Origin of the sequence: Nocardioides donggukensis (genome assembly GCF_014842875.1) — a bacterium.
Lineage (GTDB): Bacteria > Actinomycetota > Actinomycetes > Propionibacteriales > Nocardioidaceae > Nocardioides > Nocardioides donggukensis.
In genome coordinates this window covers 190,205-215,747 of sequence record NZ_JACYXZ010000003.1, presented here as the reverse complement: position 1 = coordinate 215,747, position 25,543 = coordinate 190,205, and the positions used below count along the sequence as shown (strand labels likewise).

16 protein-coding genes are annotated in these 25,543 nt (G+C 73.6%); 10 read left to right on the top strand and 6 right to left on the bottom strand.

The annotated features are described in order from the left end of the window. Positions 1-2 precede the first annotated feature (2 nt). The gene (locus IE331_RS11220; RefSeq protein WP_192143529.1) at positions 3-401 is read left to right on the top strand and encodes a hypothetical protein; all 399 of its coding nucleotides are present in this window, start codon (positions 3-5) and stop codon (positions 399-401) included. 25 nt (positions 402-426) lie between these two features. Here the strand turns inward: IE331_RS11220 and IE331_RS11215 are convergent, their stop codons facing one another. From IE331_RS11215 to IE331_RS11205, 3 genes are read right to left on the bottom strand one after another with little or no spacing between them, the layout of a single operon-like run. After that, positions 427-1,617, bottom strand: coding sequence for an acyl-CoA dehydrogenase family protein (locus IE331_RS11215; protein ID WP_192143528.1), 1,191 nt, complete (start codon positions 1,615-1,617; stop codon positions 427-429). Continuing rightward, on the bottom strand, positions 1,614-2,465 hold the full coding sequence (phaZ, locus tag IE331_RS11210) for a poly(3-hydroxyalkanoate) depolymerase (protein ID WP_192143527.1): 852 nt from the start codon (positions 2,463-2,465) through the stop codon (positions 1,614-1,616). The genes IE331_RS11215 and phaZ overlap by 4 nt, the downstream gene beginning before the upstream one ends. Then, positions 2,449-4,176, bottom strand: coding sequence for a PHA/PHB synthase family protein (locus IE331_RS11205; protein WP_201931642.1), 1,728 nt, complete (start codon positions 4,174-4,176; stop codon positions 2,449-2,451). Before IE331_RS11205 ends, phaZ begins: the two co-directional genes overlap by 17 nt. A gap of 243 nt (positions 4,177-4,419) precedes the next feature. Between IE331_RS11205 and IE331_RS11200 the strand changes: the two genes are divergently transcribed. Further along, on the top strand, positions 4,420-4,980 hold the full coding sequence (locus IE331_RS11200) for a SigE family RNA polymerase sigma factor (RefSeq protein WP_201931640.1): 561 nt from the start codon (positions 4,420-4,422) through the stop codon (positions 4,978-4,980). Then, positions 4,977-6,122 carry a hypothetical protein gene (locus IE331_RS11195; protein ID WP_192143526.1) on the top strand — a complete coding sequence of 382 codons (1,146 nt, stop codon included), beginning with the start codon at positions 4,977-4,979 and terminating at the stop codon, positions 6,120-6,122. Before IE331_RS11200 ends, IE331_RS11195 begins: the two co-directional genes overlap by 4 nt. Here the strand turns inward: IE331_RS11195 and IE331_RS11190 are convergent. Both IE331_RS11190 and IE331_RS11185 read right to left on the bottom strand, forming a co-directional pair. Next, entirely contained in the window at positions 6,069-6,833 is a 765-nt protein-coding gene (locus tag IE331_RS11190; protein ID WP_192143525.1) for a DUF4386 domain-containing protein, read from the bottom strand. The two genes, IE331_RS11195 and IE331_RS11190, sit on opposite strands and share 54 nt — an antisense overlap. A 146-nt stretch (positions 6,834-6,979) precedes the next feature. Continuing rightward, entirely contained in the window at positions 6,980-9,514 is a 2,535-nt protein-coding gene (locus IE331_RS11185; protein ID WP_192143524.1) for a CHAT domain-containing protein, read from the bottom strand. Between the two features lie 91 nt (positions 9,515-9,605). On the opposite strand from IE331_RS11185, the gene IE331_RS16770 reads away from it, so the two are divergent. From IE331_RS16770 to IE331_RS11165, 4 genes are all read left to right on the top strand, one after another. Continuing rightward, the gene (locus IE331_RS16770; RefSeq protein WP_192143523.1) at positions 9,606-12,179 is read left to right on the top strand and encodes a CHAT domain-containing protein; all 2,574 of its coding nucleotides are present in this window, start codon (positions 9,606-9,608) and stop codon (positions 12,177-12,179) included. Positions 12,180-12,192: 13 nt separating this feature from the next. Beyond that, complete coding sequence (locus IE331_RS11175) at positions 12,193-13,653, top strand: esterase/lipase family protein (RefSeq protein WP_192143522.1); 1,461 nt, start codon at positions 12,193-12,195, stop codon at positions 13,651-13,653. Between the two features lie 102 nt (positions 13,654-13,755). Continuing rightward, a complete protein-coding gene (locus IE331_RS11170) occupies positions 13,756-15,867 on the top strand; it encodes a M14 family zinc carboxypeptidase (RefSeq protein WP_192143521.1) in 2,112 nt (703 codons plus the stop codon). Between the two features lie 127 nt (positions 15,868-15,994). Next, the gene (locus tag IE331_RS11165; RefSeq protein ID WP_192143520.1) at positions 15,995-16,243 is read left to right on the top strand and encodes a hypothetical protein; all 249 of its coding nucleotides are present in this window, start codon (positions 15,995-15,997) and stop codon (positions 16,241-16,243) included. Positions 16,244-16,298: 55 nt separating this feature from the next. Here IE331_RS11165 and IE331_RS11160 read toward each other — a convergent pair whose 3' ends face one another. Next, positions 16,299-17,291, bottom strand: a complete 993-nt coding sequence (locus IE331_RS11160; protein WP_201931637.1) for a trypsin-like peptidase domain-containing protein — start codon at positions 17,289-17,291, stop codon at positions 16,299-16,301. Between the two features lie 115 nt (positions 17,292-17,406). Between IE331_RS11160 and IE331_RS11155 the strand changes: the two genes are divergently transcribed. The 3 genes from IE331_RS11155 (at position 17,407) to IE331_RS11145 (ending at position 25,512) form a co-directional block, all read left to right on the top strand. Next, positions 17,407-18,615, top strand: coding sequence for a cation:proton antiporter (locus IE331_RS11155; protein WP_192143519.1), 1,209 nt, complete (start codon positions 17,407-17,409; stop codon positions 18,613-18,615). Between the two features lie 112 nt (positions 18,616-18,727). Beyond that, positions 18,728-24,265 carry an ATP-binding protein gene (locus IE331_RS11150; RefSeq protein WP_192143518.1) on the top strand — a complete coding sequence of 1,846 codons (5,538 nt, stop codon included), beginning with the start codon at positions 18,728-18,730 and terminating at the stop codon, positions 24,263-24,265. A gap of 44 nt (positions 24,266-24,309) precedes the next feature. Further along, entirely contained in the window at positions 24,310-25,512 is a 1,203-nt protein-coding gene (locus IE331_RS11145; protein ID WP_201931636.1) for a class I tRNA ligase family protein, read from the top strand. The last annotated feature ends 31 nt before the right edge of the window (positions 25,513-25,543 follow it).

Here is a 25,543-nt window from a genome sequence, read left to right as displayed (position 1 = left end):
CCATGAGTCTGCTCCGCGACATCTGGGGGAGCGCGACGCGGCTGCCGATCGCCGTGCTGGTGTGGATGCTGGGGATCCTGGTCCCCGCGAACCTCGGGATCCTGTTCTTCCTCGGGGAGCCGGTGAGCCTCGTCGTCGCGGTCCTGGCGCTGGGCGCGCTGGCTGCGAACGGCGTGGTCATGGTCGTCGACCGAGGGTTCAGCAACGCGATGGCACTGCCCCACGTCGCGCTGTGGGTCCCGCTCGCCGCGGTCCTGCTCCACGCACTGGTCGTCCGAGACGACGTCACCGGCGGGTACGCCGCCTACCTCGAGGCCGTGCTGGTCGTCAACGCGATCTCGCTGGTCTTCGACGTGCGTGACAGCAAGGCCTGGCTGGACGGCGAGCGGGCGACCTTCTGACCGGTCCCGCGGCGCCCGACGTCCCTCAGACGAAGGCGCCGACCCCGGTGATCGCGCGGCCCACGATCAATGTGTTGATCTCCCGGGTGCCCTCGTAGGAGTAGATCGCCTCGGCGTCTGCCACGAACCGGCCGACATGGTGCTCGAGCAGGATGCCGTTGCCGCCGAGCACCTCCCGGGCCCAGCCGACGGTCTCGCGCATCCGCACCGTGCTGAACGCCTTGGCCAGTGACGCGTGCTCGTCGCGCACGGTGCCGGCGTCCTGGAGCTGGGAGACCCGCACACACATCGCCGTCGAGGCGGCGACGTTGCCCAGCATCCGGACCAGCAGGTCCTGCACCAGCTGGAAGCTCGCGATCGGCTTCCCGAACTGCTCGCGCTCCCCGGTGTAGCGCAGGGCGTGCTCGTAGGCGCCGCGGGCGCAGCCGGTGGCCATCCAGGCAACGCCCATCCGAGTCAGCCGGAGCACCTGCGCGGTGTCGTCGAAGGAGTCGGCGCGGGCGAGCCGGTGCGACTCCGGCACCCGGACCCCGGCGAGGTGGATCGAGGCGTTCTGCACCACCCGGAGCGCGATCTTGTCCTCCTGGAGGTCGAACGTCATCCCCTCGGTGCCCTGCTCGACCACGAAGCCCTTCACCTGGTCGTCCTCGACGTCGCGCGCCCAGATCACCACCAGATCGGCGAAGGAGGCGTTGCCGATCCACTTCTTCTCACCGTCGAGCACCCAGGAGTCGCCGTCGCGACGGGCCGTGGTCGCCAGCCCGCCGGCGATCCCCGAGCCGTGCTCGGGCTCGGTGAGGCCGAAGGCGCCGATCAGCTCCATCCGGGCCATCGCCGGCAGCCACCGCTCCTGCTGCTCCTCGGAGCCGCACAGCTGAATGGAGCCCATGGCCAGCCCCCCGTGCACGCCGAAGAAGGTCGCGATCGAGGGGTCCACCCGGGCCAGCTCCATCGAGATCATGCCGTCGAGGAGCGCGCTGCGACCGGGGCATTCCGGGCCGTCGTACGGGAGACCGGCGATGCCGAGCTCGGCGAACCCCGGCAGCAGATCGTGGGGGAACTCCGCCCGGGTCCAGTGGTCGTTGATCACCGGCTCGACCACCGAGGTCATGTGGCCGCGCACCCGCTCGAGCAGCGCGCGGCCGTCGTCGTCGAGCAGCAGCTCGAAGCCCAGGAAGTCGGAGTCGGGGGTGGCGGTGAGGTCGAGGTCGCTCATGCGTCTCCGTCGGTCGGGATGGGTCCGCCGAGGAACTCCTCGACGACGGGGGCGAGCTGGTCGCTCTCGGTGATGATGCCGAGGTGCCCGCCGGGGTAGACGTGCAGCCGGGCGTCGGGGATCAGCCGGGCCATGACCCGCGCGTTAACGAGCGGGATGATCGGGTCGTCGTCGCCGGCCAGGATCAGCGTCGGCTGCCGCAGCAGCGGGAGCCCCGGCAGGCTGGACCAGCCGAGGGTGGCCAGGAGCTGGTAGTAGTAGCCCCGCTTGGGCCCGGCCCGGGTGGCGGCGTGCAGCAGCTCGGCGCCGCTGCGTGGGTCGGTGCGCATCGTGCCGCCGTAGATCTCCGGTGCGATCCTCAGCGCGTACGCCGGGTCGCGGTGCCGGCGCGGGGTCATCATCCGCATCAGCACCCGCGGGTGGGCCGGGACCATGACCGACCCCGTGCCCGTGGCGACCAGCACCACCTTGCGGACCCGGCGGCGGCACTGGACGGCGAGCTGTTGGGCGAGGCCGCCGCCCCAGGACAGCCCGAGGACGTCGTACCGCTCGTGGCCCAGGCGGCGCACCATCGCGGTGACCCACGAGGCCAGACCCGCGATCGGGTACGGCGTCGGCGGCAGCGGGGAGCCGCCCACCCCCGGCACGTCGAAGCGGATCACGCCCCGGTCCGGGTGCAGGGAGTCGACCAGTGGCTGCAGCACCTCGAGGCTGGCCCCGATGCCGTTGCACAGCAGCAGCGGCGGCTCGGCGGCGTAGGCGCCCCGCGCCCGACGCTCGGAGACCCGCACCCGCACGCCGCGGACGGCGAGCGAGCGGACCTGCTCGCGATCAGCGGTCGTGGACATAGGTGCCCGGGGCCGCGCAGACCGGCTCGAAGGCGGCTGACCCGTGCCGGCGCGGCTTGCCCCGCTCCGGGCCGGTGCGGGCGGCGAGCCAGTCGACGTAGTCGTCCCACCAGGTGCCCTTGACCTTGCTCGCCTGCTGGAGCCACTGCTGGGCGTCCTCGGGGTGGTCCGGCGCCGTCTGGAAGCTCGCCTTCGGGTTGCCGGGAGGGTTGACCATGGCCGCGATGTGCCCGCTCGTCGAGAGCACGAAGCGGATGTCGCCGCCGAGCAGCTGGGTGGTGCGGTAGCAGGACTCCCAGTCGCAGAGGTGGTCCGCGATGCCCGCGACGGCGTAGGTGTCGACGTCGACCTTGCTGAGGTCGAGCTCGGAGCCGAGCATCGTGGCGGCACCTGGCTCGGTGAGGCCGTTGGTGATCGCCAGTTCCATGAAGTCGCGGTGCATGGCCGCGGTCATCCGGACCGGGTCGGCGTTCCAGTAGAGGATGTCGAAGGCCTTGGGTGCCCGGCCGAGCAGGTAGTTGTTGACCCAGTAGTTCCAGACCAGGTCGTTGGGCCGCAGCCAGGCGAACACCTCGGCGAGCATGCGCCCGTCGAGGTAGCCCTTCTCCCGCGACACCTTCGTCGACGCCGCCGCGGCCTTGCGCGAGAGCAGGGCGCTCGGCAACCCGGCCTGCGCCTGGTCGAGGACGGTCACCGCGAGGCTGAAGGCGGCGACCCGGTCCAGGTCCCCGGTGGCGGCGAGGTGGGCCATGACCATCGACGAGAGCATGCCGCCGGCGCAGATGCCGAGCACCGCGACCTGCTCGGTGCGGGCGATCGCCTGGGAGGCGTCCATCGCCTCGATGATCGCCCGGCCGTAGCTGTCCACCCCCCAGTCGGCGTGCCGGGCGTCCGGGTTGCGCCAGGAGATGCAGTAGACCTGCTGGCCGCTGGCCACCAGGTGCTCGACCAGGCTGCGCTGCTCGGCCAGGTCGATGACGTAGTACTTGTTGATCGTCGGGGGGACGATCAGCAGCGGCACGGTGCGGACCTTGGCGGTCGTGGGGGTGTACTGGATCAGCTCGAACATGTCCGTGCGGAGGACGACCTGCCCCGGCGTCACCGCGAGGTCGGTGCCGACCTCGAACGCGTCCGGCTCGACCATGGCCGGGACCCTCGGCGCGGTGGCGAAGTCGCGGACCAGCCGCCGGCTGCCCTCGGCGAGGTTCCCGCCCCCGGTGTCGAGGACCCGCTTGAGGACCGCGGGGTTGAGGAACGGGTTGTTGCTGGGCGCCGACGCCTCGACCAGGTTGTCGACGATGAAGCCCATGCGCTGGCCGTCGCCCCAGTCCAGGTCGGCGTCCTCGACCAGCCCGCGCGCGGTCTGGCCGGCCGCCAGGTAGGCCTGCAGCAGCCGCCGGAAGAGCGGGTTGCGGGCCCAGGCCTCCTCGGCGAAGCGGCGGTCCTTCTCGTGCGGCGCGACGTCGGAGCGGCCCACGCCGATCCTGGCCAGCTCGGCGGCCAGGCCGGCGGTGCGGCCGGCCAACCGGGTCGGTCGCCGGACGAGGTTCGTCGCGAACCGGACCCCGGACATGCCGGGCAGGAACCGGCGCACGGGACTCCGGGCGGCGTCGTTGAGCAGCAGGTCGAGCGGTGTCGCGGCGCCGGTGTCCGCGGCGTCGGTGTCGTCGGCCGCACGCAGCCGGGCCTTGGCGTCGATCACGTTCGTCACGCGGTCTCCTTCTCGGGCGGGCGATTCGGGCGGGTCGAGTCGGGCTGGGCGATCTGGGGGCGATGCGGGTCGGTTCGGGAGGCGATCACTCCCTTGTACCCGCTGTGTGAGCCGCCACACATCCCGGCGCTCCCCGTGTCAGGCTGGCCCCTGCCGGAGTCTCGGGCCGGCGCCCGCACCGGGCGCCCGACGCCGTGGCCGGACGCAGGCAACCGATCCGAGCCGGAGGGCGTGTAGGGGGACGTGAACGAGGCGACGATCGGACGCGCGGCGAGCCGGGGCGAGAGCCCCCCGGCCGAGGCCGACGGGTTCGATGCCTACGTGCGAGCGAGCGAACGTCGGCACAAGCGGCTGGCGTTCCTACTGACGGGCGACCTGCACGAGGCCGAGGACCTGCTCCAGGCCGCCTACGCCAAGACCTACCCGCACTGGCACCGGGTGCGGACCTACGAGGTCCCGGACGCCTACCTGCGCCGGGTCATGGTCTCCCTGCGGACCTCCTGGTGGCGACGGCATCGCAACCGGGAGTGGTCGACGGCGGAGGTCCCCGAGGGCTCGGGCCACGCCCTCGACATCGCCGGTGCGGTGGTCGAGAGCCAGGTGCTGCTCGTGGCGCTCCGGGCGCTGCCCGAGCGACAGCGGGCCGCCGTCGTGCTGCGGCACTGGTGCGACCTCTCGGAGGCCGACACCGCCGCCGCCATGGGGTGCTCGCCCGGCACCGTGAAGAGCAACACCAGCAAGGGGCTGGCCCGCCTGCGCTCGGAGCTGGGCGCCGACCAGGGCCGGTCCGGAGGAGCGTCATGAGCACCCACGAGCGGGATCCGATCTTCGAGTCGCTCGACCGGCTGGCGGGCCTGGCCGACGCGGACCTGGTGGGCGACCGGATGCCCGACATCCGGCGCCGGGTGCGGGCGAACCGTCGTCGCCGGGCCGTCGGGGCGGTCGCCGCCGCGGCCGTGCTCGCCGCCGGCGGGCTGGGGCTCTCGCAGGCGCTGCCGGACCAGCGGTCGGCACCCCCGGTGACCGAGCGGGGTGGCACTCCCTGGCAGCAGATCGACATCGAGGCCGTGCCCGACGATGCAGGTCAGGTGGTGATCAGGTACTTCGTGACCGGGGAGTCGACCGGCTACGTCGACGCCGAGACGGGGGAGGCCTCCGACTACACCGGGCCCGCGGCCACCGAGGTGCGCTTCGACGGCCGGGTCGTCGCGCGCTCCGAGCAGGACGGCCTCGCGTGCGACCCGGACGGCGTCCTGAAGGCGTCCACCACGGAGTTCCACGGTGACGAGCCGCTCGTGGTCAACGACGTGACCGGGGGTGAGCACACGATCCTCGTCGAGGCGTCGTACTGCGCCGGCGGGGAGCTCGTCGAGTCCACCGAGACGCGGGTGGTGACGACCGAGGACTCGAGCCTCGTGACCTTCGACGAGCTCGACGCGGACCTCGACGGCGACGGCACCGATGAGACCGTCCAGGTGCAGGTCTACGAGAGCGGCACGGCCCCGGCGCAGTTGCTGCGGGTCGACTGGGGCACCGGCGAGACGACCAGCGCCCCTCTGCTTGGCACCATGGAGAGGAGCCCGCTCGAGCCGGTCGACCTCGACGGCGACGGGGACCTGGAGGTCGTCGTCTTCGGCGGGGGTGGCGAGACCTCGGAGTGGAACGTGTTCCAGGCGGCCCCCGACACGATGGACGAGGTGCGCACCGTCGACGCGGCGGGAGGGTCGGCCTCCCTGTCCTCGGACGGAGGCCCGGGCGGCTGGCAGACCCACCTCGGGGCCGACGGGTTCGTGTCCTACCGGCTGGAGGACCCGACCACCACCCAGTTCCCGGCGCCGGTCGAGGTCCGCGCGTGGTCCCTGAGCGGGAGCACGTTCACCCGGTCGGCGGAGTCAACCTCGCAGTGCGTGACCTTCCAGCCGACCTTCGTGCTCGGACCCTGCTGAGACGGCCGGCACCGGTCGGCGGCCGGCGGCCACCAGCAGCAGCCAGACGGTGACGCCGAACTCGCCGACCACCGACGGCACGGCCACTACGGCGAGGAACACGTCGGCGTACGCCGGGTAGTCGGCCAGCACGAGGTGGGCGACGGTGTCCACGACGTAGGCGACGCCGGCCACGACGACGACCCAGCCCAGCCAGCGGGGTGCCCCGGGCGTGGCGAGCAGGAGCCGGCCGAGCAGCACGAGGTGGACGCCGAACGCGGCCAGGCCGATCACCCAGGTCATGTCGAAGGACTGCAGGGCGAGCAGGACGTCACCCTCGAGCCGGCCCCGGTCGTCGCCGCCGATCCGGACCAGCTCCAACGCCTGGAACAGGTACACCAGGGCCACCCCGAGGAAGACCGTGTAGACCAGCCGCGACCAGGCGGCGAGCAGGGAGAGGTCGCGGTGCAGTCCGCGGAACAGCACGTAGAGCGCCCAGGCGACGACGATGTCGATGAGGAAGACGGCCAGGAACGCCGCGGCACCGAAGCGGAACGTGGTCTCCGAGGCGGTCAGGTCCGCGAACGTGGAGCGGGGGCTCTCCGGGTCGAGGACGGCGCCGACGGCGAGGAAGTTGGCGAAGATCGCCAGCAGGAACAGGGCGAGGTACCCCAGTCCGGCCCACCGGGCGGCGGTGGCCGGGCGGGTGGTGAGGCCGGTGGTGGGGCCCATGGTGGGCGTTGTCGGGGGAGTCGTGGGGGTGGGCATCGGTGGTCTCCAGGTCGGGGCAGACGTACGGCGTAAGGCTGAGAGTGGCAGCGTAGCCTTACGCCGTAAGTCCAGTCAAGGTGGTTCAGCCCGCCGCGCTGCGGGACGGGTCAGCGGCGCGACCAGGCGGGCACCAGCTGGACCCGGTCCAGGCCCTCCTCGAGGAGCGGCACGGGCTCCCCGCCGCCCACGGGCACGACGAGGATGCGGGTCCCGTTCGCGTCCCGGCGGCTGAAGGCGACCCGGCTGCCGTCGGGGGAGAACATCGGGTCCTCGTCGACGGCCGGGGAGTCCGTGAGCCGGACCGGGTCGCCCACGGTGCGATCGGCCTGCGAGAACGGCACCGCGACGATCTCGAAGTTGCCTCCCATACTCTGGCGGAACGCCAGCCGGGAGCCGTCGGGGGAGAAGACCGGGTCGCTGTAGGACTGGTCCGCCTCGCTCCCCACGAGTAGGGTCGGCTCCTGCCCCTCCTGGTCGCCGCCCCCGTCGCCGTCCCCGTCGCCGTCCGCGCCGATGTCGACGGCGTAGAGCGCGCCGGAGGCCACGGCGTTGCCGGACTCCGTGCTGCCCCAGAACACGATCGTCCTCCCGTCGGGGGAGATCGTGGGGTCGCCGAAGTTGCGCAGCGGCTCGCCCGCCTCGGTGGTCGCATAGGTGCGCAGGACGGTGCCGTCGACGTCCACCAGCACCAGCCGCCAGACCGAGGCGGAGTCGAGGCAGCGCATCACCAGGTGGGTCGGCTCCGTGGCCGACCACGCCGGCCGGCCGGTGTTCGCCGTGCACTCCTCGGGGGTCTCGAACAGCGCCCGGTCACCGGACCCGTCGACCCCGGCGGTGCGCAGCTCGTGGCTCGTGGGCCCGTCCAGGATCCGGGAGTAGATCATCGTCGCCCGGTCCGGGCTGAGGACCGGCAGCCACTCCTTCACCGGCCCGTCGGTCACCTGGACCGCCGACCCGTCGTCAGTGTCGACGAGGTGGATCCGCAGCGCCGGCGGGGACGACCCGGCCGCCACGAGGAGCTGGCCGTCGGTGAGCGGGGCCGAGGCCGGCAGCCCAGTGTCGGGGTCGGTGTCGGGGTCGGTGTCCCCGTTCGGGGTCCCGGACGGGGTGGCGTCCCCCTGTCCGCCCGGACCCGCCTCGCCGGGTCGGTCGGCCAGCTGCGTGCCCACCACGACTCCCACCACAACGGCCAGCGCCAGTGCCCCGGACGCCCACCTGGCCCGCACGCCGTACCAGTCCGGAAGGCGGCGCCGCCCGTCCGACCCGCCCTCGTCCGGTGGTGCCTCGTCGGGTGGTACGTCATCGGGTGGTGCCTCGTCGAGCGGCAGGTCGCCGGGCGGAGTCTGGTCCGGTGGTGCCTCATCGGACGGCAGGTCGCCGGGCGGAGCCTGGTCCGGTGGCGCCTGGTCCGGCGCCTGGTTCGGTGGGGCCTGGTCCGGTGGTGCCTGGTCGGGCGGTACGTCGTCGGGCGGCGCCTCGTCCGGCGGCGGGGGCAGCGGGGGCGGCGCGGGCGCGGCATCGGGGAGCGCGTGCACGTCGGCGAAGATGTTGCCGTCGGGGGCCCGGAGGAAGAGCACCGGCGTGGCCCACTCGTCACCGAAGTCCGCGAGCAGGGACTTGCGGGCGCTGGTGATCGACTGGTCCACCGGCAGCCCGTCCACGATGGCCCCGTAGAACTCACCGGTGAACGTCACCGCGGCCCGGTCGCTGATCGGGAACTGCATCGCCACGACGGCCGTCGCGTCCTGCTGCACCAGGCCCTGCGCCAGGCCGCTGAACGGGTCCACCAGGTCCGCCCGGGCGGACCGGCACGCGTTGAGGACCACCATCCGCAGCGGGTCGTGGTCCTTGACCTGCGGGCCGAGCACCGACGCCGAGACCGCCGCGCTGCGGCCGTGCCGGTCCTGGAGGTAGATCACGCCCTCGCCCAGCTGGTCGTGGAAGGCGCCGTGACCGACGAAGTGCAGCACGTGGGTCTCGTGCCGGCGCAGCCAGCGGCCGAGCTCGGCCATCGTCGGCCGCGGCAGCCGGTCCAGCACCACCAGGCCGGCCTCGACCTGGGGCCGGACGGCGTCACCGATGAGCTCCCACTCGGCGTCGACGTCCAGCTCGTCCTGGTCGACGGGCGAGGAGATCAGCGCCAGCACGTGCAGGGGTCCGTCGACGGTCATGGCCCGCGGCGACTGCGGGACGTCCAGGTAGCGCACCACCGGCGTCCGCTCGGACTGGGCGATGAAGCTGTTGGTCCGGGCGTCGTACAACAGCTCCCACGGCAGGCCGGCGATCGTGGGGGCGTCGTTCAGGCGCAGTCGCAGGCGCAGCCCGCCGGCGTCCTGCTGGCGGGCGAGGTCGAGGCTGCGGGTCCAGGTGAGCAGCAGGTCGTCGCGGAAGACCGCGCGGTAGAGCGGGCCGCCGAAGTCGATGCCGGCCTGCTGCTGGGTGCTCGCGCCGGCGCGTCGGGTGCCGGACCGGCCGGGGTCCAGCTTGAGCAGCAGGTTCTCCAGCGTGGTCGGGTCGTAGGGCAGCGTGAACCGGACGCTGGGCGTGGCCCCCTGCGGGGACCCGGTGACCCGGGCCTGGAAGTGCCCAGCACTCTCCTGCTCGATGAGCAGGTCGAAGTTCACGTAGTTCCGAGCGGCCATCGGCTGGCCTTTCGCGCAAGTGGATCCGTCTACCACAATAGAGCCGCCGAGCGGTCACTGGATACGTGCGCGAGGGCGCAGCGGGCGGGGCGTGTATCCAGCGTCGGGCGGCGGGTTCCTCACCACGGGAGGCACGATGGAACCGGTCGGTGCATGGCTCACGGTGGCGGAGCGGATCGCCGCCTCCAGCGACGCCGGTGCCCCGACCGGTGTCGCGCTGGTCCCGGCGGTCGCCGGCCTCGGGCTGACCGCCGGGGAGCGTACGGCGCTCGACGCGGAGGTGCGTGGCCGGACCGACCCGGCCGCCGTCGTGATCCGCGACCTGGTCGCCCTTGCCGAGCCGCCGACCGAGATCGATCTCGCGGTGCCGCCGGCGTGGTCCGACGCCGACCTGGACCGGGCCCTCGACGTGGCCCGGGACCTGCCCCGCTGGGTCGAGGGCGGGGACGCCGTGGTCGCGCCGCCTCTCGTCGTCGACCTCGAGGCCCTGCCGCCGGACGAGACCGGTGCGCTGGTCGCGGACCTGCTGCGCCGGATCCGGGCGGCCGGGGAGTCCGGCGACGAGGAGCGGGCCGAGCGCGCCTGCCTGGCTGTCGAGTCGGTGCTGTCGGCGACCCCACCCCAGCGGCTGCCGGTCGCTGACCTGCTCGTGACCGCGGCCGGGCTCCCCGCCGGCGGTGAGGACCGGGCCGTCCTGGTCCGCGGGCTGGCGCTGACGCCGACCGACCGGCTGGTGCGGGGCGTGGCCGAGGTGGTCGGCCGGGGGATGGCCCCCACCGGCGTGGCCGCGCTGCTCACCGAGGTCGCCGAGAGCCGGCGGGCGCAGGGCGGTCGCGGTCCGCACCGGTGGTGGCACGAGGACGAGGCAGTGGGGGCCGCCGGGCCGGACGACCACCCAGCCGCCCCAGCCGGCCCGACCGGGTCGGCCGGCCCCGCCGTCCCGGACCGGCCCGACGACGTGGTGTGGCGGGGTCCGGTCGAGGCCGGCCCACCGGCCCCCGAGCCGCCCGGGCAGCCCGAGCCGTCCGAGCCGCGCGAGGCGCCCGAGCGCACCGGCGACCGGTCGGCGTACGTCCGGCTGGACGTCGACACCGGCACCGCCCGACCCGACGTGGTGGTGCTGGACCAGCCGTTCGAGGTGACCCTCGGGCTGCAGCCCCGCCGCGACCCGGGCCTGGTCGCCACCTCGGCGCTGACCCTGGCCGCCGGTGAGCGCGTCGAGCTGGAGGTCGTCCTGCTCTTCGACCCGGCCTCGATCGAGGTGACCGGCAGCCCCCGCGCCGTGGTCACGGTGGACGACACCACGCTGTACCCCTCGGTGACGCTGACCGCGGTCGCCCGCTACGGGGAGCACCTGGCGCCCGAGCGCCGACTCGGGGTCCAGCTGCTTCGCGAGGGGCAGGTGGTGGCGGTCGGCTGGCGCACCGTGGTCGCGGTGGAGGACACCTCGCGGGTGGCCCAGGCGGCCACGCCGCCGACCCGCCAGGTGCAGCTGCTCGAGCTCGACCCCCTGCTCGGCGAGGCCGCCCCGGACCTCGTGCTGTCGGTGTCGCGCGCCGACAGTGGCGCCGAGGCCTTCGTCTGGACCGCGTACGCCGCGGACCCGGCCGTCCACGTCCCGGACCTGCCGAGCGTGACCACGCTGGACGGCGACGTCTCCGGCTTCGCGCTCGAGACCCGCCGCTCGATCCAGTTCTCCGTCGACTCGGCCGGCGACTACCTGGGGCTGGCCGGCCGGGCGCTGCGGATCGGCCGGGCCGTGCCCCGCGGGGTCCGCGAGGCCATCCGGGCGGTGGTCGAGGCCCCCGGCCGGGACCGGGCCCCGGCGGTCCTGCTGCTCACCGAGGAGCTCACGGTGCCCTGGGAGCTGGCCGCCTTCGAGCCGGCCCTGACCAGCGCCTGGGGCGGGAGCTCCCCGTTCCTCGGCGCCCACGCCGCGGTGTCCCGCTGGCCGCTGACCGAGCACCGGCCACGACCCCGGCCGCGCAGCAGCGTCCCGGTGCGCACCGGCGCCGTGCTCACCGCCGACTACACGGGAGTCCCCGGGTGGGGGCGCCTGGAGAACGCGGTCACCGAGGCCGGTGAGGTCGCCGGCCTGTTCGACCCGGTCGCCGCCACCGTGGAGCCGGAGATCTGGTCGGTCATCGACCTGTTCCGCGGGACCCCGCCGGGCGACGTCCTGCACGTCGCGTTGCACGGGCAGTTCGACGCCCAGGGCGACCAGGAGGGGATCGTGCTGCTCGCCCGCGGCGACGGCCCGACCAGGGCCCGGTTCCTCACCCCCACCGAGCTGGAGAACGGGCGGCTGGAGCACGGCCCGTTCGTGTTCCTCAACGCCTGCCAGGTCGGCTCCGACGAGCGGGTGCTGGGCGACTACGGGGGGTTCGCCTCCACGCTGCTGCGGATCGGGGCGACGGCGGTCGTGGCGCCCCTGTGGAACGTCCGCGACGACGTCGCGGCCGGGTTCGCCCGGTCGTTCTACGCCGCCACCTTGTCGGCGCCGGAGCCGGTGCCGCTCGCGGAGGCGGTGCGGGCCCTGCGCGCGACCTACACCGAGGACGGCGTACGCCGCGGCGACGCGGGGCTGCACGCCACCCTGGTGGCCTACCAGGTCTTCGGGCACCCGCGGGCGCGGCTGACCCGGGTCGATCACGACGGAGCATGAGGAGGAGGACGAGATGGCAGCACAGCTGCGACCCGAGGGGATCCCGGTCGTCGTCGGTGACGTGGTGATCACGACCCCGGGCCTGACCGGCGAGGTCGAGGTGTACGCGCCGGGCAGCCCCGGCATGCGGGGCGAGGAGCAGGCCACCGCCGACTTCGAGGAGGCCCTGCTGCTGGCCGGGCTGGGGGAGCAGCTCTCGGTCGTGGTGTCCGGGCACGCCGAGCTCGGGGCCAGCGACGGCACCCGGGGGAGCGGCGGTGCCGACGACATCGTGGTGGAGGTGCCGGCGCCGGGCGACGGCAACGGCCAGCTGATGCTCTACGCCGCCGAGGACGGCTCGCTCTCGTGGCACCTGCCGGACTCGGTCGCGCCCGGCGAGGTGCCGGTCCGCGGCGGCGAGCGACGCACCTACCGGGTCCCTCGGTCGGTGGTCCCGGTCGACCAGCGCGCGCCGGGTGCGGACCGGGGTCTGCTCGGGGCGGTCGGCACCAAGGTGCTCAAGGTGCTGGTCTTCCCGCTGCTCGACCCGGTGCTGGGCCGGGTCGGCGACTTCTTCGCGAGCCGGTGGGAGGCCCGGCACCGGCTCAACCGCGTGCGCCGGGTCAGGCCCGACGGGTTCGCCGATCCGGACGCGCCGCCGTTCACCGACGCCGACTGGGCCGAGGTGCGCCAGGGCCCGGCGCTGCTGCTCCTGCACGGCACGTTCGCGCAGGCGCACACGGCGTTCGCGCGGCTGTCGGAGGAGACCGTGGCCGAGCTGCACCGCCGGTACGGCGGCCGGCTGCTCGCCCTGGACCACCACTCGGTGTCGATGTCCCCGAAGGAGAATGCCGACCTCCTCGTCGGGCTGGTGCCGCCCGGGCCGGACCTGGTGCTGGACGTGGTCACCCACTCCCGGGGCGGGCTGGTCGGCCGGGAGCTCGCGAGCGCCGGCCCACCCGTGGCCGTCCGGTCGCTGGTCATGGTCGCCGCGCCCAACGCGGGCACGGTCCTGGCCGACCGCCGGCACCTCTCCGACCTGCTGGACCGGGTCACCGGCCTGGCCCAGTTCGTCCCCGACAACGGGGTCACCGACACGATCGGGCTGGTGCTGGCGGTCCTCAAGCAGCTGGCGGTCGGGGCGGTGGGGGGCCTCGACGGGCTCACCTCGATGGACCCGGGCGGCGACTACCTGGCCGAGCTCAACGGCCGTGCGGCGCCCGGCTCCTGCCTGCGGGCGGTGGCGGCCGACTACGAGCCGCCGCCGGGTGCCCCCCTGGCCCGGGTGGCCCGGGACGGGGCGACCGACCTGCTGTTCGGTGCCGTCGAGAACGACCTGGTCGTGCCCACCAGCGGCTGCTACGACGTCCCCGGCGCGGACGGGTTCCCGATCACCGACCGGCTGGTCTTCGCCGCCGACGGCGGGGTCGACCACAACTCGTTCTTCGGCCGGCCCGACCTCGCGGACCGGCTGCTGGACTGGCTCGGTGGCTGACCGGTCTCGCCCGTCCGGGATGAGCGAGTGGGGGTGGGTGCGTGACCTCGACCCGGGGTCCGTCGTTGGGGCCTCAACTGCGACCCACAGGAGCCCCCACAGATGCGCCACCACTCGCGCCGATTCCGACTGCTCGCCGCCTCGGCCACGACCGCCCTGGTCCTGGCCGGGCTCGCCCCGACCCTGGCCGGCGGTTCCGCCCAGGCCCAGGACGGCACCTTCGCCCCCCGTCTGGTCACCGTCGACACGCCGACCCGGGCCGACAAGGAGCTGCTCCAGACCCTCGGCCTGGACCTGACCGAGCACGCCGGCCACGACTACGTCGAGGTCGTGCTGCACACCGGCGCCGACCTGAGCCGGCTCGTCGACGCGGGCCTGGACTACGACGTCCGGATCCCCGACCTCACCCTGCGCGCCGCGCAGAACAACAAGGTCAACGAGGAGTACGCCGCGGCCACCCTGGAGTCGCCGCTGCCGTCGGGCCGCGACGAGTACCGGACGCTGGCCGACTACAACGACGACATCCGCGAGCTGGCCGCGATCCGACCCGGCATCGCGAAGCGGATCGAGCTGCCGCACCGGTCCCTCGACGGCCGCACCGTGTACGGCGTCGAGATCGGCCGCGACGTCCAGAAGGCCGAGGACGGTCGTCCCACCTTCGCGCTGTTCGGCGTGCACCACGCCCGCGAGTGGCCCTCCGGGGAGCTGGCGATGGAGTTCGCCTACGACCTGGTCAAGAACTACGGCTCGGACGACCGGATCACCGGCCTGCTGGACCGGGCCCGGGTGGTCGTGGTGCCGGTCGTCAACGTGGACGGCTTCGAGCTCTCCCGCACCGACGGCGGGGTGATCGACCTCCGCGAGGCCGACGGTGGCGGCACCGCCACGATCCTCGGCACGCCCGGCAACGCCTACAAGCGCAAGAACTGCCGGATCGTGGACGGTCAGGACACCCCCGACGGCACCTGCCGGGCCGGGAGCGCCACCAGCCCGGGCGGGTTCGGCACCGGCGTGGACCTGAACCGCAACTACGGCGGCTTCTGGGGCGGCCCCGGGGCCTCGGACATGTTCGCGGACCCGACCTACCGCGGCCCGGCGCCGTTCTCGGAGCCGGAGATCCAGAACGTGCGCGAGCTGGTCAGCAGCCGGCAGGTGACCACGTTGATCTCCAACCACACCTTCTCCAACCTGGTGCTGCGTCCCAACGGCGTGCACCCCGACACGATCGGGCCGGACGGGCTCCCGGTGGGCAACGCCCCCGACGAGGAGGGCCTCAAGGCCCTGGGCGCGAAGATGACGGCCGCGAACGGCTACCGCAACATCCACGGCTGGGAGCTCTACGACACCACCGGCACCACCGAGGACTGGTCCTACAACGCCACCGGCGGCTACGGCTACACCTTCGAGATCGGGGCGGACGAGTTCCACCCGCCGTTCCCGCAGGTGGTCGAGGAGTACCTCGGCTCCGGTGAGTACGCCGGCAAGGGCAACCGCGAGGCGTACCTCGCCGCGCTCGAGAACACCGTCGACACCGCCACCCACGCGGTGATCAAGGGCAAGGCCCCCGCGGGCGCCACGCTGCGGCTGCGCAAGCAGTTCTCGACGCCGACCTGGGAGAGCTCGTTCACCGACACCCTGGACACGACGATGAAGGTCGGGTCGCGGGGGAGCTACCAGTGGCACGTCAACCAGTCCACGCGGCCGGTGGTGATGGACAAGCTGGTCCAGATCACCGAGGACGAGCCGGTGCGCACCGAGACGATCCAGGGCGGTCCGACCACCATCGGGCAGAGCGTCGACCACCCGTTCTCGGTCACGGAGTCCGGCATCGACGTCCTCCAGGTGGACCTGGACTGGCCGACGCCCGACGACATGGACCTCGAGGTGTACCGGAAGAACGCCGACGGCTCGCTGACCCAGGTCGGCTCGTCGGGCAACTTCGTCAACGAGAAGGAGCGGGCCGAGATCGCGGCGCCGGCCCCGGGTGACTACGTGCTGCGGGTGATCAACTTCGCCTCGACCGCACCCACCTACACCCTCACCGCGACGCTGTTCGACTCCACGCTGGTCGACTCCGAGGAGGTCCCCGGCCTCATCGAGAACTGGACGATGACCTGCGAGGTCGACGGCAAGGTGCGCCAGCGCGAGTCGGTCGTGGTGGACCGCGGCCAGCGGGTCCGGGTCGACCTGTCGGAGTGCGGCCGCCGGCGCTGACCGGTCGGACGGGGGTCACCGCTCGTGGCGGTGGCCCCCGGTCCCGTCTCAGTTACGCCGATCGACCGCCCCTGCCCCGGGCGTCGACGTCCGGCCCGGTGCGCGGGCCCGGCGTAGGCTGAGGGGCATGGACGACGACCTGACCGCCGCGGTGCCCAGGCTCGACGCCGAGTCGCAACGGGCGCTCGGTGTCGCCGAGACCTGGCTGGGCGACGACGTGCAGGGTGTGGGCATCGGAGCCACCGAGGCCGGCGACCGCTGCGTGGTCGTGCACGTCCTCGACCCGACCTCGGAGCAGGTCCGGTCGCTGCCCGAGGAGTGCGAGGGGCTCCCGGTCCGGATCGAGCCCGGCGACGGGTTCCGCGCCGGAGGCTGACGGACCCGCCACCGGGCTCGATCCGGCAGCGGACCGACTCGGAGACCGGTCCGGCCTACGGCCAGACCCGCACCTTCAGCGCCAGCTGCACCAGCGCGATCGGGTTCAGGATCGTCGCGACCGACGACCCCGCGAAGAGCAGCCCGACCGGGTTGTTGTCGGTGTCCAGCACGAGCGAGCCGGAGTCCCCGCCGTCGGACATGTCGGTCGTGACGATCTGGTTGCAGAACTTCGCGATCCGCCCGCCGCCGTAGTTGACGTTGACAGTCGCCCCGACTGCGGTGACCCGGCCGGTGGTGAAGCTCGTGGTGCGCCCGGTCTTCTTGAGCAGCATCCCCACGTCGGCGGCCTTGGCGGCCGACCGCGGGTAGCCGTTCCAGTAGATGTCCCGGTCGATCTGGTCGAAGGGGACCTCGGCCACCGCTGCGTCGACGTAGTTGCACGACCCGTCGAAGGTGATCGGCACGAACCGCGACAGCCGGCCGATGGCGTCGGCCGGCAGCGTGCCGCCGTCGAACGGGCCGGGCTGCAGGATCGGGTCGCCGATGCGGGCGTCGTTGGAGTTGGCGAGCACGTGGTTGTTGCTCAGGATGTAGTACCGCCTCGGGACCCCCGGGAGCGGCGCGATGTCGTAGCAGCCGGCGCCGATCGTGCCGGCGGTGATCTTGTAGTGGCCGACGCTGTAGCCGGGTCGGACCGGTCGCACCCGGCGGGTCAGCGCCAGGGCGTCGACCTCCTGCGGTGCCATGGTCCCGCCCGCGAACAGGTCCCCGACCTCCATCACGTCCGTGGGCTTGCGGTCCACGGTCTTGGGGATGGCCTGGCCGCTGCCGACCAGGTCCGTCGGCAGCTTCTGGCTGACCAGGACGACGACCGCGGCGGTGCTGGTCTGCACCCCGTCCTTGACCTTGTAGCCGACGCCCACGCCGACCACGTTGTCCTTGTCGAGCAGGCTGTCCTCGGCCGTCTCCTTCGCGGCGGCGACCGTGGCCAGCCCGGTCGGCATCGCGTTCGCCTGCGCGGTGAGCAGGTCCTCGTTGTGGCTCATGTTCTCTCCCTCGAATGACGCGGCCGTGCGGCCGGCGTGTCGCCACTGAGGAGACGGCGCACCCGCGGCTGATACCGACCCACGGCCGGCCTCGACCATGGGAGGCTGGGCGGCGATGCTGCTGCTCCTGTCGTTCGCCCTCGTCCTGCTGCTCGCGGTGCTGCTCTCGGGGCTGGCGCATCGGACCGTGCTGTCGACCGCCGTCGTCTTCCTCATAGCCGGGTTCCTCCTCGGCGACGGGATGACCGGCGTCCTCGACCTCGCCCCGGACGACGAGATCGTGGTCACGCTGGCCGAGCTGGCCCTGTTCTCGGTGCTGTTCACCGACGGGATGCGGGTCGGCCTGCGGGATCTGACCTCGGCGTGGCGGCTGCCCGGTCGGGCCCTCGCGCTCGGGCTGCCCCTCACCCTGCTGATCACCGCGCTGGCGGCGCACTACGTCGCGGGCCTGGACTGGACCGAGTCCCTGCTGCTCGGTGCCGTGCTGGCTCCGACCGACCCGGTCTTCGCCGCCGCCCTGGTGGGGAACGAGAAGGTCCCGGGCCGGCTCCGGCACCTGCTCAACGTCGAGTCCGGCGTCAACGACGGGCTCGCGCTGCCGTTCGTGATCGTGCTGCTCGCGGTCGCCAGCGGCTCGGAGGACCTGCACATCGGCCTGCTGGCGCTCGAGCTGGGGCTGGGCCTCGTGATCGGGGTCGGGATCCCCTACCTCGCCCTCCGGCTCGAGGACCTGCGGGTCTTCGCGGCCTCCACGGCGTACGAGCCGCTGAACGCGGTGGCGATCGGGCTGACGGTGCTGGCCGTGGCGGAGGTGACCCATGCCAACCTGTTCCTGGCGGCGTTCGCCGCCGGGGTCACCGTCGCCACCAGGGGGCACAGCCAGAAGGAGACGTTCGAGGAGTTCGGCGAGCTGGTCGCCGAGCTCCTCAAGCTCGGGGCGCTGCTGGTCTTCGGCGCGCTGATCACGCCCACCCTGCTCGCCGAGGTCCCCTGGACCGGGTGGGTCTTCGCCCTCGTCGCGCTCTTCGTGGCCAGGCCGGTGGCGCTGGCGGTGTCGTTCCGCGGCTCCCGGCTCGGCCCGAGGGAGCAGCTGGCGGCCGCGTGGTTCGGCCCCAAGGGCTTCGCGTCCGTGGTCTACGGGCTGCTGGTGCTGAGCTCCGGCATCACCGAGGCCGGCACGGTCTTCGACCTGGTGGCGATCACGGTGGTGCTGTCGATCCTGCTGCACTCCTCCACCGACGTCGTCGTGGCGCGCTGGTTCGACGAGACCGACGAGACCCCGACCTGGCGCGGGTTCGGCCGTCGCAGCCGCTCGGACCCGTGACCGGGGCGTGCCGAACCGGGCTTGGTACTCGCCCGTAACCCCTCCGAGGTGGCAACCTCGGGTCGGGCACCGTGACGCCCGCCGAGCGCCGGCCCCGTCGGGAGGATGAACCGTGTTCCACCGCATCGCCATCGTGAACCGCGGAGAGGCTGCGATGCGGCTGATCCACGCCGTCCGTGACCTGAACGCCGAGGGTCGGGAGCCGATCCGGACCATCGCGCTGCACACCGACGTCGAGAGCCGCGCGATGTTCGTGCGGGAGGCGGACCTCGCCCACTCGCTCGGACCCGCCTCGGCGCGCCCCTACCTCGACCTGGCGCTGCTCGAGCGGGCGTTGGTGGAGACCCGGGCGGACGCGGTCTGGGTCGGGTGGGGCTTCGTGGCCGAGGACCCGGCCTTCGCCGCCTTGTGCGAGCGGATCGGGGTGACCTTCATCGGCCCCAGCGCCGAGGCGATGCGCCGGCTGGGCGACAAGATCGGCTCCAAGCTCCTCGCCGAGGAGGTGGGCGTGCCGGTCGCCCCGTGGAGCGGTGGCGGCGTCGACACCCTCGAGGAGGCCCTGGCGGCGGCGGACCGGGTCGGCTACCCGCTGATGCTCAAGGCCACCGCGGGCGGCGGTGGCCGCGGCATCCGCAAGGTGTCCTCGGCCCACGACCTCGAGGACGCCTACCAGCGGACCCGGGACGAGGCCGAGCGGGCCTTCGGCAGCGGCGTGGTCTTCCTGGAGCGCCTGGTCACCGGCGCCCGGCACGTCGAGGTCCAGCTGATCGCCGACGGGCAGGGCACCGCGTGGGCGGTGGGCGTGCGGGACTGCTCGGTCCAGCGGCGCAACCAGAAGGTGATCGAGGAGTCGGCCTCGCCGCTGCTGACCTCCGAGCAGACCGACCACGTCAAGGCCTCCGCCGAGCGGCTGGCCCTGGCCGTGGGCTACCGCGGCGCCGCCACCGTCGAGTTCCTCTACCACCCCGGGGAGGAGACGTTCGCCTTCCTCGAGGTCAACACCCGGCTCCAGGTGGAGCACCCGATCACCGAGGCCACCACCGGGCTCGACCTGGTCAAGGCGCAGATCCACGTGGCCGCCGGAGGCCGGCTGGAGGGGGAGCGGCCCGTCGAGACCGGGCACGCGGTCGAGGCCCGCCTCAACGCCGAGGACCCGGACCGCGACTTCGCACCCTCGCCGGGCCGGATCGCCCGGCTGGACCTGCCCGCCGGCCCCGGGATCCGGGTCGACACCGGCGTCGCCGGCGGCGACACGATCCCGGCCGACTTCGACTCGATGATCGCCAAGGTGATCGCGGTCGGGAAGGACCGCGAGGAGGCCCTGGCCAGGCTCCGGCGGGCGATGGCCGAGACCACGGTCGTCATCGACGGCGGCGCCACCAACAAGAGCTTCATCCTCGACCTGCTCGACCAGCCCGAGGTGGTCTCGGGCGGCGGGACCGGCTGGGCCGACACCGGCTGGATCGACCGGGTCCGGGCCGAGGGCCGGCTGGTGTCGCAGGCGCACTCCGGCGTCGCGCTGGTCGCGGCCGCGATCGAGGCCTACGAGGAGGAGGAGGCGGTCGAGATCGCCCGGCTCCTCGAGACCGCGCACGGCGGCCGGCCCCAGGTCCAGCACAAGGTCGGCCGGGCCGTGGACCTCAAGCTGCGCGGCACGACGTACCAGGTCACCGTGGTGCAGACCGGGCCGCACCGGTACGCCGTGACGGTCGCGGTCGGCGAGCGGCAGCAGCGGGTCGACGCCGTGCTCGAGCGGCTCGACGACTTCCACGGCCGGCTCACCGTCTGCGGGCGGCTGCACCGGCTGGTCACCGCCACCCACGGCCCGGTCCACCTCGTCGAGGTCGAGGGGGTCACCCACCGGGTCAGCCGGGACGAGGGCGGCGTGCTGCGGTCCCCGGCCCCGGCGCTGGTCGTGGCCACCCCGCTGCAGGTGGGCGACTCCGTGCCCGCCGGCGGCCCGGTGCTGGTCCTGGAGTCCATGAAGATGGAGACCGTGCTCACCGCGCCGTTCGCGGGTCGGGTCAAGGAGCTGCTGGTCCGCACCGGCAGCCAGGTGGAGACCGGAGCGCCGATGGTGCGCCTCGAGCCGGTCGCCGACGACGACGCCGGCCCCGTGGCCGCGGCCGAGGACACCGGGCCGGGGCTGGACCTGCCCGAGCCGTCCGAGCGACCCGACGCCGCCCGGCGGGCCGCCCGGGGGAGGCAGGACCTGGCCGCCATCCTCATGGGCTTCGACCTGGACCCGAACCGCGACGGCTCCGTGATCACCGACTACCTCGACGCCCGGGAGGAGCTGCGGGCCGAGGGCGTGCCGGTGATCGCCGACGAGATCCCGCTCCTGGCCCTCTTCGCCGACTTCGCCGAGCTGAGCCGGAACCGGCCGGCCGGCGAGGAGCTGCACACCGAGCTCCGGGTGCACACCTCCCGCGAGCACTTCCACACCTACCTGCAGAGCCTCGACGTGGACCGTGCCGGGCTGCCCGGCCACTTCTCCGAGCGGCTGCAGCGGGTGCTCGGCCACTACGGCATCGACGCCCTGGACCGGACCCCCGAGCTCGAGGAGGCGGTGTTCCGGATCTTCCTCGCCCAGCAGCGCTCGGCCCCCGACGTCGCCCTGGCCACCACCGTCCTGCAGCGCTGGCTCGGCGAGCCGCCGCCGGAGGAGGACCTCGCCTCGCCGGTCCGGGAGCTCCTCGAGCGTCTCGTGCGGGCGACCCAGCGCCGGTTCCCGGTCGTCGGCGACCTGGCCCGCAGCATCAGGTTCCGCTGGTTCGACCAGCCGCTGGTCGACCAGGAGCGCTCCAGCGTGCTGGCCGGCGTCGGACAGGAGCTCGAGGCCCTCGCGGCGGACCCCGACGCCCCGGACCGCGCCGCCCGGATCGACGCCCTCGCCGCGATCCCCGAGCAGATCGTGCGGTTCCTCGCCGAGCGGCTCGAGCACGGGACGCCCTCCCGGGAGCCGATGCTGGAGGTCCTCGCACGTCGCCACTACCGCGAGCACGACCTGCACGACCTGCGGTCCACGCAGGTCGAGGGCCGCCCGTTCCTGGTCGCCGACTACCGGCTCGTCGACCGGCCCACGCGGCTCGTCTCCAGCCTCGGGACCGCGGACGAGCTGACCGAGGACGGCGCGCTCTCGCGCAGCGTGTCCGGTCTGCTCGCCGAGCGGGACACGGGGACCGATGCCGTGGTCGAGCTCTACCTCGCCTGGCCGGACGCGCCGGAGGACGCCGAGGAGACCTCGCAGGAGCTGGTCCGCCGGGTCCAGGGCCTGTCGTGGGCGCGCGAGGTGCGCCGGGTGACGGTCGCCGTCTGCCCGGGCGGGGACCGCGAGGTGGCCTACGTCAGCCTCCGCCCCGCCGACGACGGGCCCGAGAGGCCCGACGGGATCGTCGAGGACGACCTGGTGCGCGGTGTGCACCCCATGGTCGGGCGCAGGCTGAACCTGTGGCGGCTGCGCGACTTCGAGGTGACCCGGCTCGAGGCACCCGAGGACGTGCTGCTCTACGACTGCGTCGCCCGGGAGAACCCGACCGACCGGCGCCTGGTGGCACTGGCCCAGGTCCGCCAGCTGGCGGTGGTCCGCGACGACGACGGCGCCGTGGTCGCCGTACCCCACGCCGAGCGGGCCGTGGAGAACTGCCTCGAGGCGATCCGGCGGGTGCGCACCGCGCGTGGCAGCGCCGGCAGCAAGCTCGACGTCAACCACGTCTGGGTGCACGTCTGGCCGGTCGTCGAGGCCGACATCGACCAGCTCACGGCCCTGCAGGGCAAGATCACCCCGCTGAGCGAGGGCGCCGGCATCGAGGAGGTGCTGGTGCAGGGCAGGATGGCCGGCCCCGACGGCTCCGAGGAGTCGGCCAGCCCGGTGGCGATCCGGTTCCACGCCCGGCCGGGCGCCGGGGTCGGCGCCTCGGTGCTCCCGCCGCCGACCGAGCCGCTGAAGCCGCTGGACGAGTACGCCGCCAAGGTGCTGCGGGCCCGCCGTCGCGGCCTCGTCTACCCCTACGAGCTGGAGAGCGTGCTCGCCGGCAGCGGCACCTCCGTGGAGCACGACCTCGACGACGACGGCGAGCTGGTGCCGGTCGACCGGGCCCCCGGGCTGAACACCGCCGGGATCCTGGTCTCGGTGGTGACCACCCCGACCGCGCTGCACCCCGAGGGCGTGACCCGGGTCGTGCTCTGTGGCGACCCGACGAAGGCGCTCGGCGCGGTCTCGGGCCCGGAGTGCACGCGGATCATCGCGGCGCTCGACCTGGCCGAGCGGATGCAGGTGCCGGTCGAGTGGTTCGCGCTCTCCGCCGGCGCCCGGATCTCGATGGACTCGGGCACCGAGAACATGGACTGGGTCGCGGCCGCCCTCAAGCGGATCGTCGAGTTCACCCAGGCGGGCGGCGAGATCAACGTCGTCGTGGCCGGCATCAACGTCGGGGCGCAGCCGTACTGGAACGCCGAGGCGACGATGCTCATGCACACCAAGGGGATCCTGGTGATGACGCCGGACAGCGCGATGGTGCTGACCGGCAAGCAGTCCCTCGACTTCTCCGGCGGGGTCTCGGCCGAGGACAACTACGGCATCGGCGGCTACGACCGGGTGATGGGGCCCAACGGGCAGGGGCAGTACTGGGCTCCCGACCTGGCCGGCGCCTTCGACGTGCTGCTCGCCCACTACGAGCACACGTACGTCGTGCCGGGGGAGTCCGGCCCACGCCGGGCCCCGACGACCGACCCGGTCGACCGCGACATCACGCCCTACCCCCACGAGGTCGGGGACAGCGACTTCAGCACGGTCGGTGAGATCTTCTCGGCGGAGAAGAACCCCGACCGCAAGAAGGCCTTCGACATCCGGACCGTGATGCGGGCCGTCGCCGACCAGGACCTGCCGGTGCTCGAGAGGTGGGCCGGGATGGCCGACGCCGACACCGCGGTCGTCCAGGACGCGCACCTCGGCGGCCACCCGGTGTGCCTCCTGGGCATCGAGTCCCGTCCGGTCCCGCGACGCGGCTTCCCGCCCACCGACGGGCCGGACGTCTACACGGCGGGCACGCTCTTCCCGCGCTCGTCGAAGAAGGCGGCCCGGGCGATCAACGCCGCCAGCGGCAACCGCCCCCTGGTGGTGCTGGCGAACCTGTCCGGCTTCGACGGCTCCCCGGACTCGATGCGCAACCTGCAGCTGGAGTACGGCGCCGAGATCGGCCGCGCGATCGTGAACTTCCAAGGACCGATCGTGTTCTGCGTGATCTCGCGCTACCACGGCGGGGCGTTCGTGGTGTTCTCCAAGCGGCTCAACCCGAACATGACCGTGCTCGCGATCGAGGGCTCCTACGCCTCGGTGCTGGGCGGCGCCCCGGCAGCGGCGGTGGTCTTCTCCGGGGAGGTCGACAAGCGGGCGGCAGCCGCTCCGGCGGTGCAGGCGCTCGAGGCGGAGCTGACACAGGCGACCGGTGCCACCCGCAGCCGGCTCATGGTCGAGCTGGCCGACCTCCGGGCGGAGATGCGGGCCGAGAAGATCAGCGAGGTGGCCGCGGAGTTCGACGGCGTGCACAACATCCACCGGGCGGTGGAGGTCGGCTCGGTCGACGCGGTCATCAGCGCCGAGGAGCTGCGCCCGCAGGTGATCGCGGCGATCGAGCGGAGCCGGTCCTGACCGAGCGCTCGGCCCCCGGGCCGGGCATGGGGCACACTCGGAGGGTGTCGATCCCCACGTCCTTCTCCGTCCCGAACCTGCCCGGCGTGGTCGGCGCGGCCGGCCGCTATCCCGTCGAGACCCCGGCCCCGGTCCCGCTCACGCTGGCCGGACGCACCGTGCTGCCGGCCGGACCCCTGCGGGTGTACAGCTGCGGGATCACGCCGTACGACGTCACCCACGTGGGCCATGCCTCCACCTTCGTCTGGGCCGACCTGATCGGCTCGCTGGCGCACGCCACGGGCACCGAGGTCGTGATGTGCCGCAACGTCACCGACGTGGACGACGTCCTGACCGCGGCGGCCCGGGGTCGCGGGCGGCACTACGACGAGTTCGCCCTCACCCAGGAGTTCCTGTTCGACCGGGACATGCGGGCGCTCGCGGTGGCACCGCCCGCGATGTCCCCGCACGCCCGGAGCCACATCCGCAACGTCGTGCGACTGGCGGCGGCCCTGCTGGAGGCCGGCGCCGCCTACGAGCGCGAGGGTCATGTCTACTTCCGCGGGGACGCGGTGCGCCATGCCTCCGGACTGGACGAGGGGCCCGCCCTGGCGGCCTCCCGCGAGTTCGGCGACCAGGGCGACGCACCGGGTCGCGAGTCGCCCTTCGACGTCCCGGTCTGGCGCCCCTCGCCGGAGGACCACCCCGCCTGGCCGAGCCCCTGGGGCTGGGGCCGTCCCGGGTGGCACGCGGAGTGCGCGGCGATGGCGATCACCGGGCTCGGCAGCGCGGTCGACGTGCTGGTGGGCGGCAGCGACCTGACCTTCCCGCACCACGCCTACCAGGCCGCGATGGCCGAGGCCGCCACCGGTGTCGCCCCGTTCGCCCACGCCGTCGTCCACGTCGGCGAGGTGCGCATGGCCGGGGAGAAGATGGCCAAGTCGACCGGCAACCTGGTGCTGGTCCGGGACCTGCTCGAGCGCTACTCCGGCCCCGCCGTCCGGCTGGCGCTGCTCAACCGGCCCTGGGACCAGCCCTGGGACTGCGAGGACGAGGAGTTCCACCGAGGTGCCGCCGATCTCGAGCGGCTGCACTCCGCGGCCGGGGCGGGTGCGGACGCGGGGTCGGCCCGGGCCGAGGTGCTGCGGCTGCTCGCCCACGAGCTCGACGTCCCCGCCGCCCTCGAGCTCGCCGTGGCCGAGGGCGGGGCGGCCGCCCGGTTCCTCGTCGACGTGCTGAAGCTGCGTGAGGCCACCGCCTCGGCGTGATCCTGGAGGCCCCGGGCACCTCGGTCGCCAC

Coding starts and splice junctions, on each gene's coding strand:
- IE331_RS11220 (WP_192143529.1), top strand. CDS start 3: ATGAGTCTGCTCCGCGACATCTGGGGGAGCGCGACGCGGCTGCCGATC.
- IE331_RS11215 (WP_192143528.1), bottom strand. CDS start 1,617: ATGAGCGACCTCGACCTCACCGCCACCCCCGACTCCGACTTCCTGGGC.
- phaZ (WP_192143527.1), bottom strand. CDS start 2,465: ATGTCCACGACCGCTGATCGCGAGCAGGTCCGCTCGCTCGCCGTCCGC.
- IE331_RS11195 (WP_192143526.1), top strand. CDS start 4,977: ATGAGCACCCACGAGCGGGATCCGATCTTCGAGTCGCTCGACCGGCTG.
- IE331_RS11190 (WP_192143525.1), bottom strand. CDS start 6,833: ATGGGCCCCACCACCGGCCTCACCACCCGCCCGGCCACCGCCGCCCGG.
- IE331_RS11185 (WP_192143524.1), bottom strand. CDS start 9,514: ATGGCCGCTCGGAACTACGTGAACTTCGACCTGCTCATCGAGCAGGAG.
- IE331_RS11175 (WP_192143522.1), top strand. CDS start 12,193: ATGGCAGCACAGCTGCGACCCGAGGGGATCCCGGTCGTCGTCGGTGAC.
- IE331_RS11170 (WP_192143521.1), top strand. CDS start 13,756: ATGCGCCACCACTCGCGCCGATTCCGACTGCTCGCCGCCTCGGCCACG.
- IE331_RS11165 (WP_192143520.1), top strand. CDS start 15,995: ATGGACGACGACCTGACCGCCGCGGTGCCCAGGCTCGACGCCGAGTCG.
- IE331_RS11160 (WP_201931637.1), bottom strand. CDS start 17,291: ATGAGCCACAACGAGGACCTGCTCACCGCGCAGGCGAACGCGATGCCG.
- IE331_RS11155 (WP_192143519.1), top strand. CDS start 17,407: ATGCTGCTGCTCCTGTCGTTCGCCCTCGTCCTGCTGCTCGCGGTGCTG.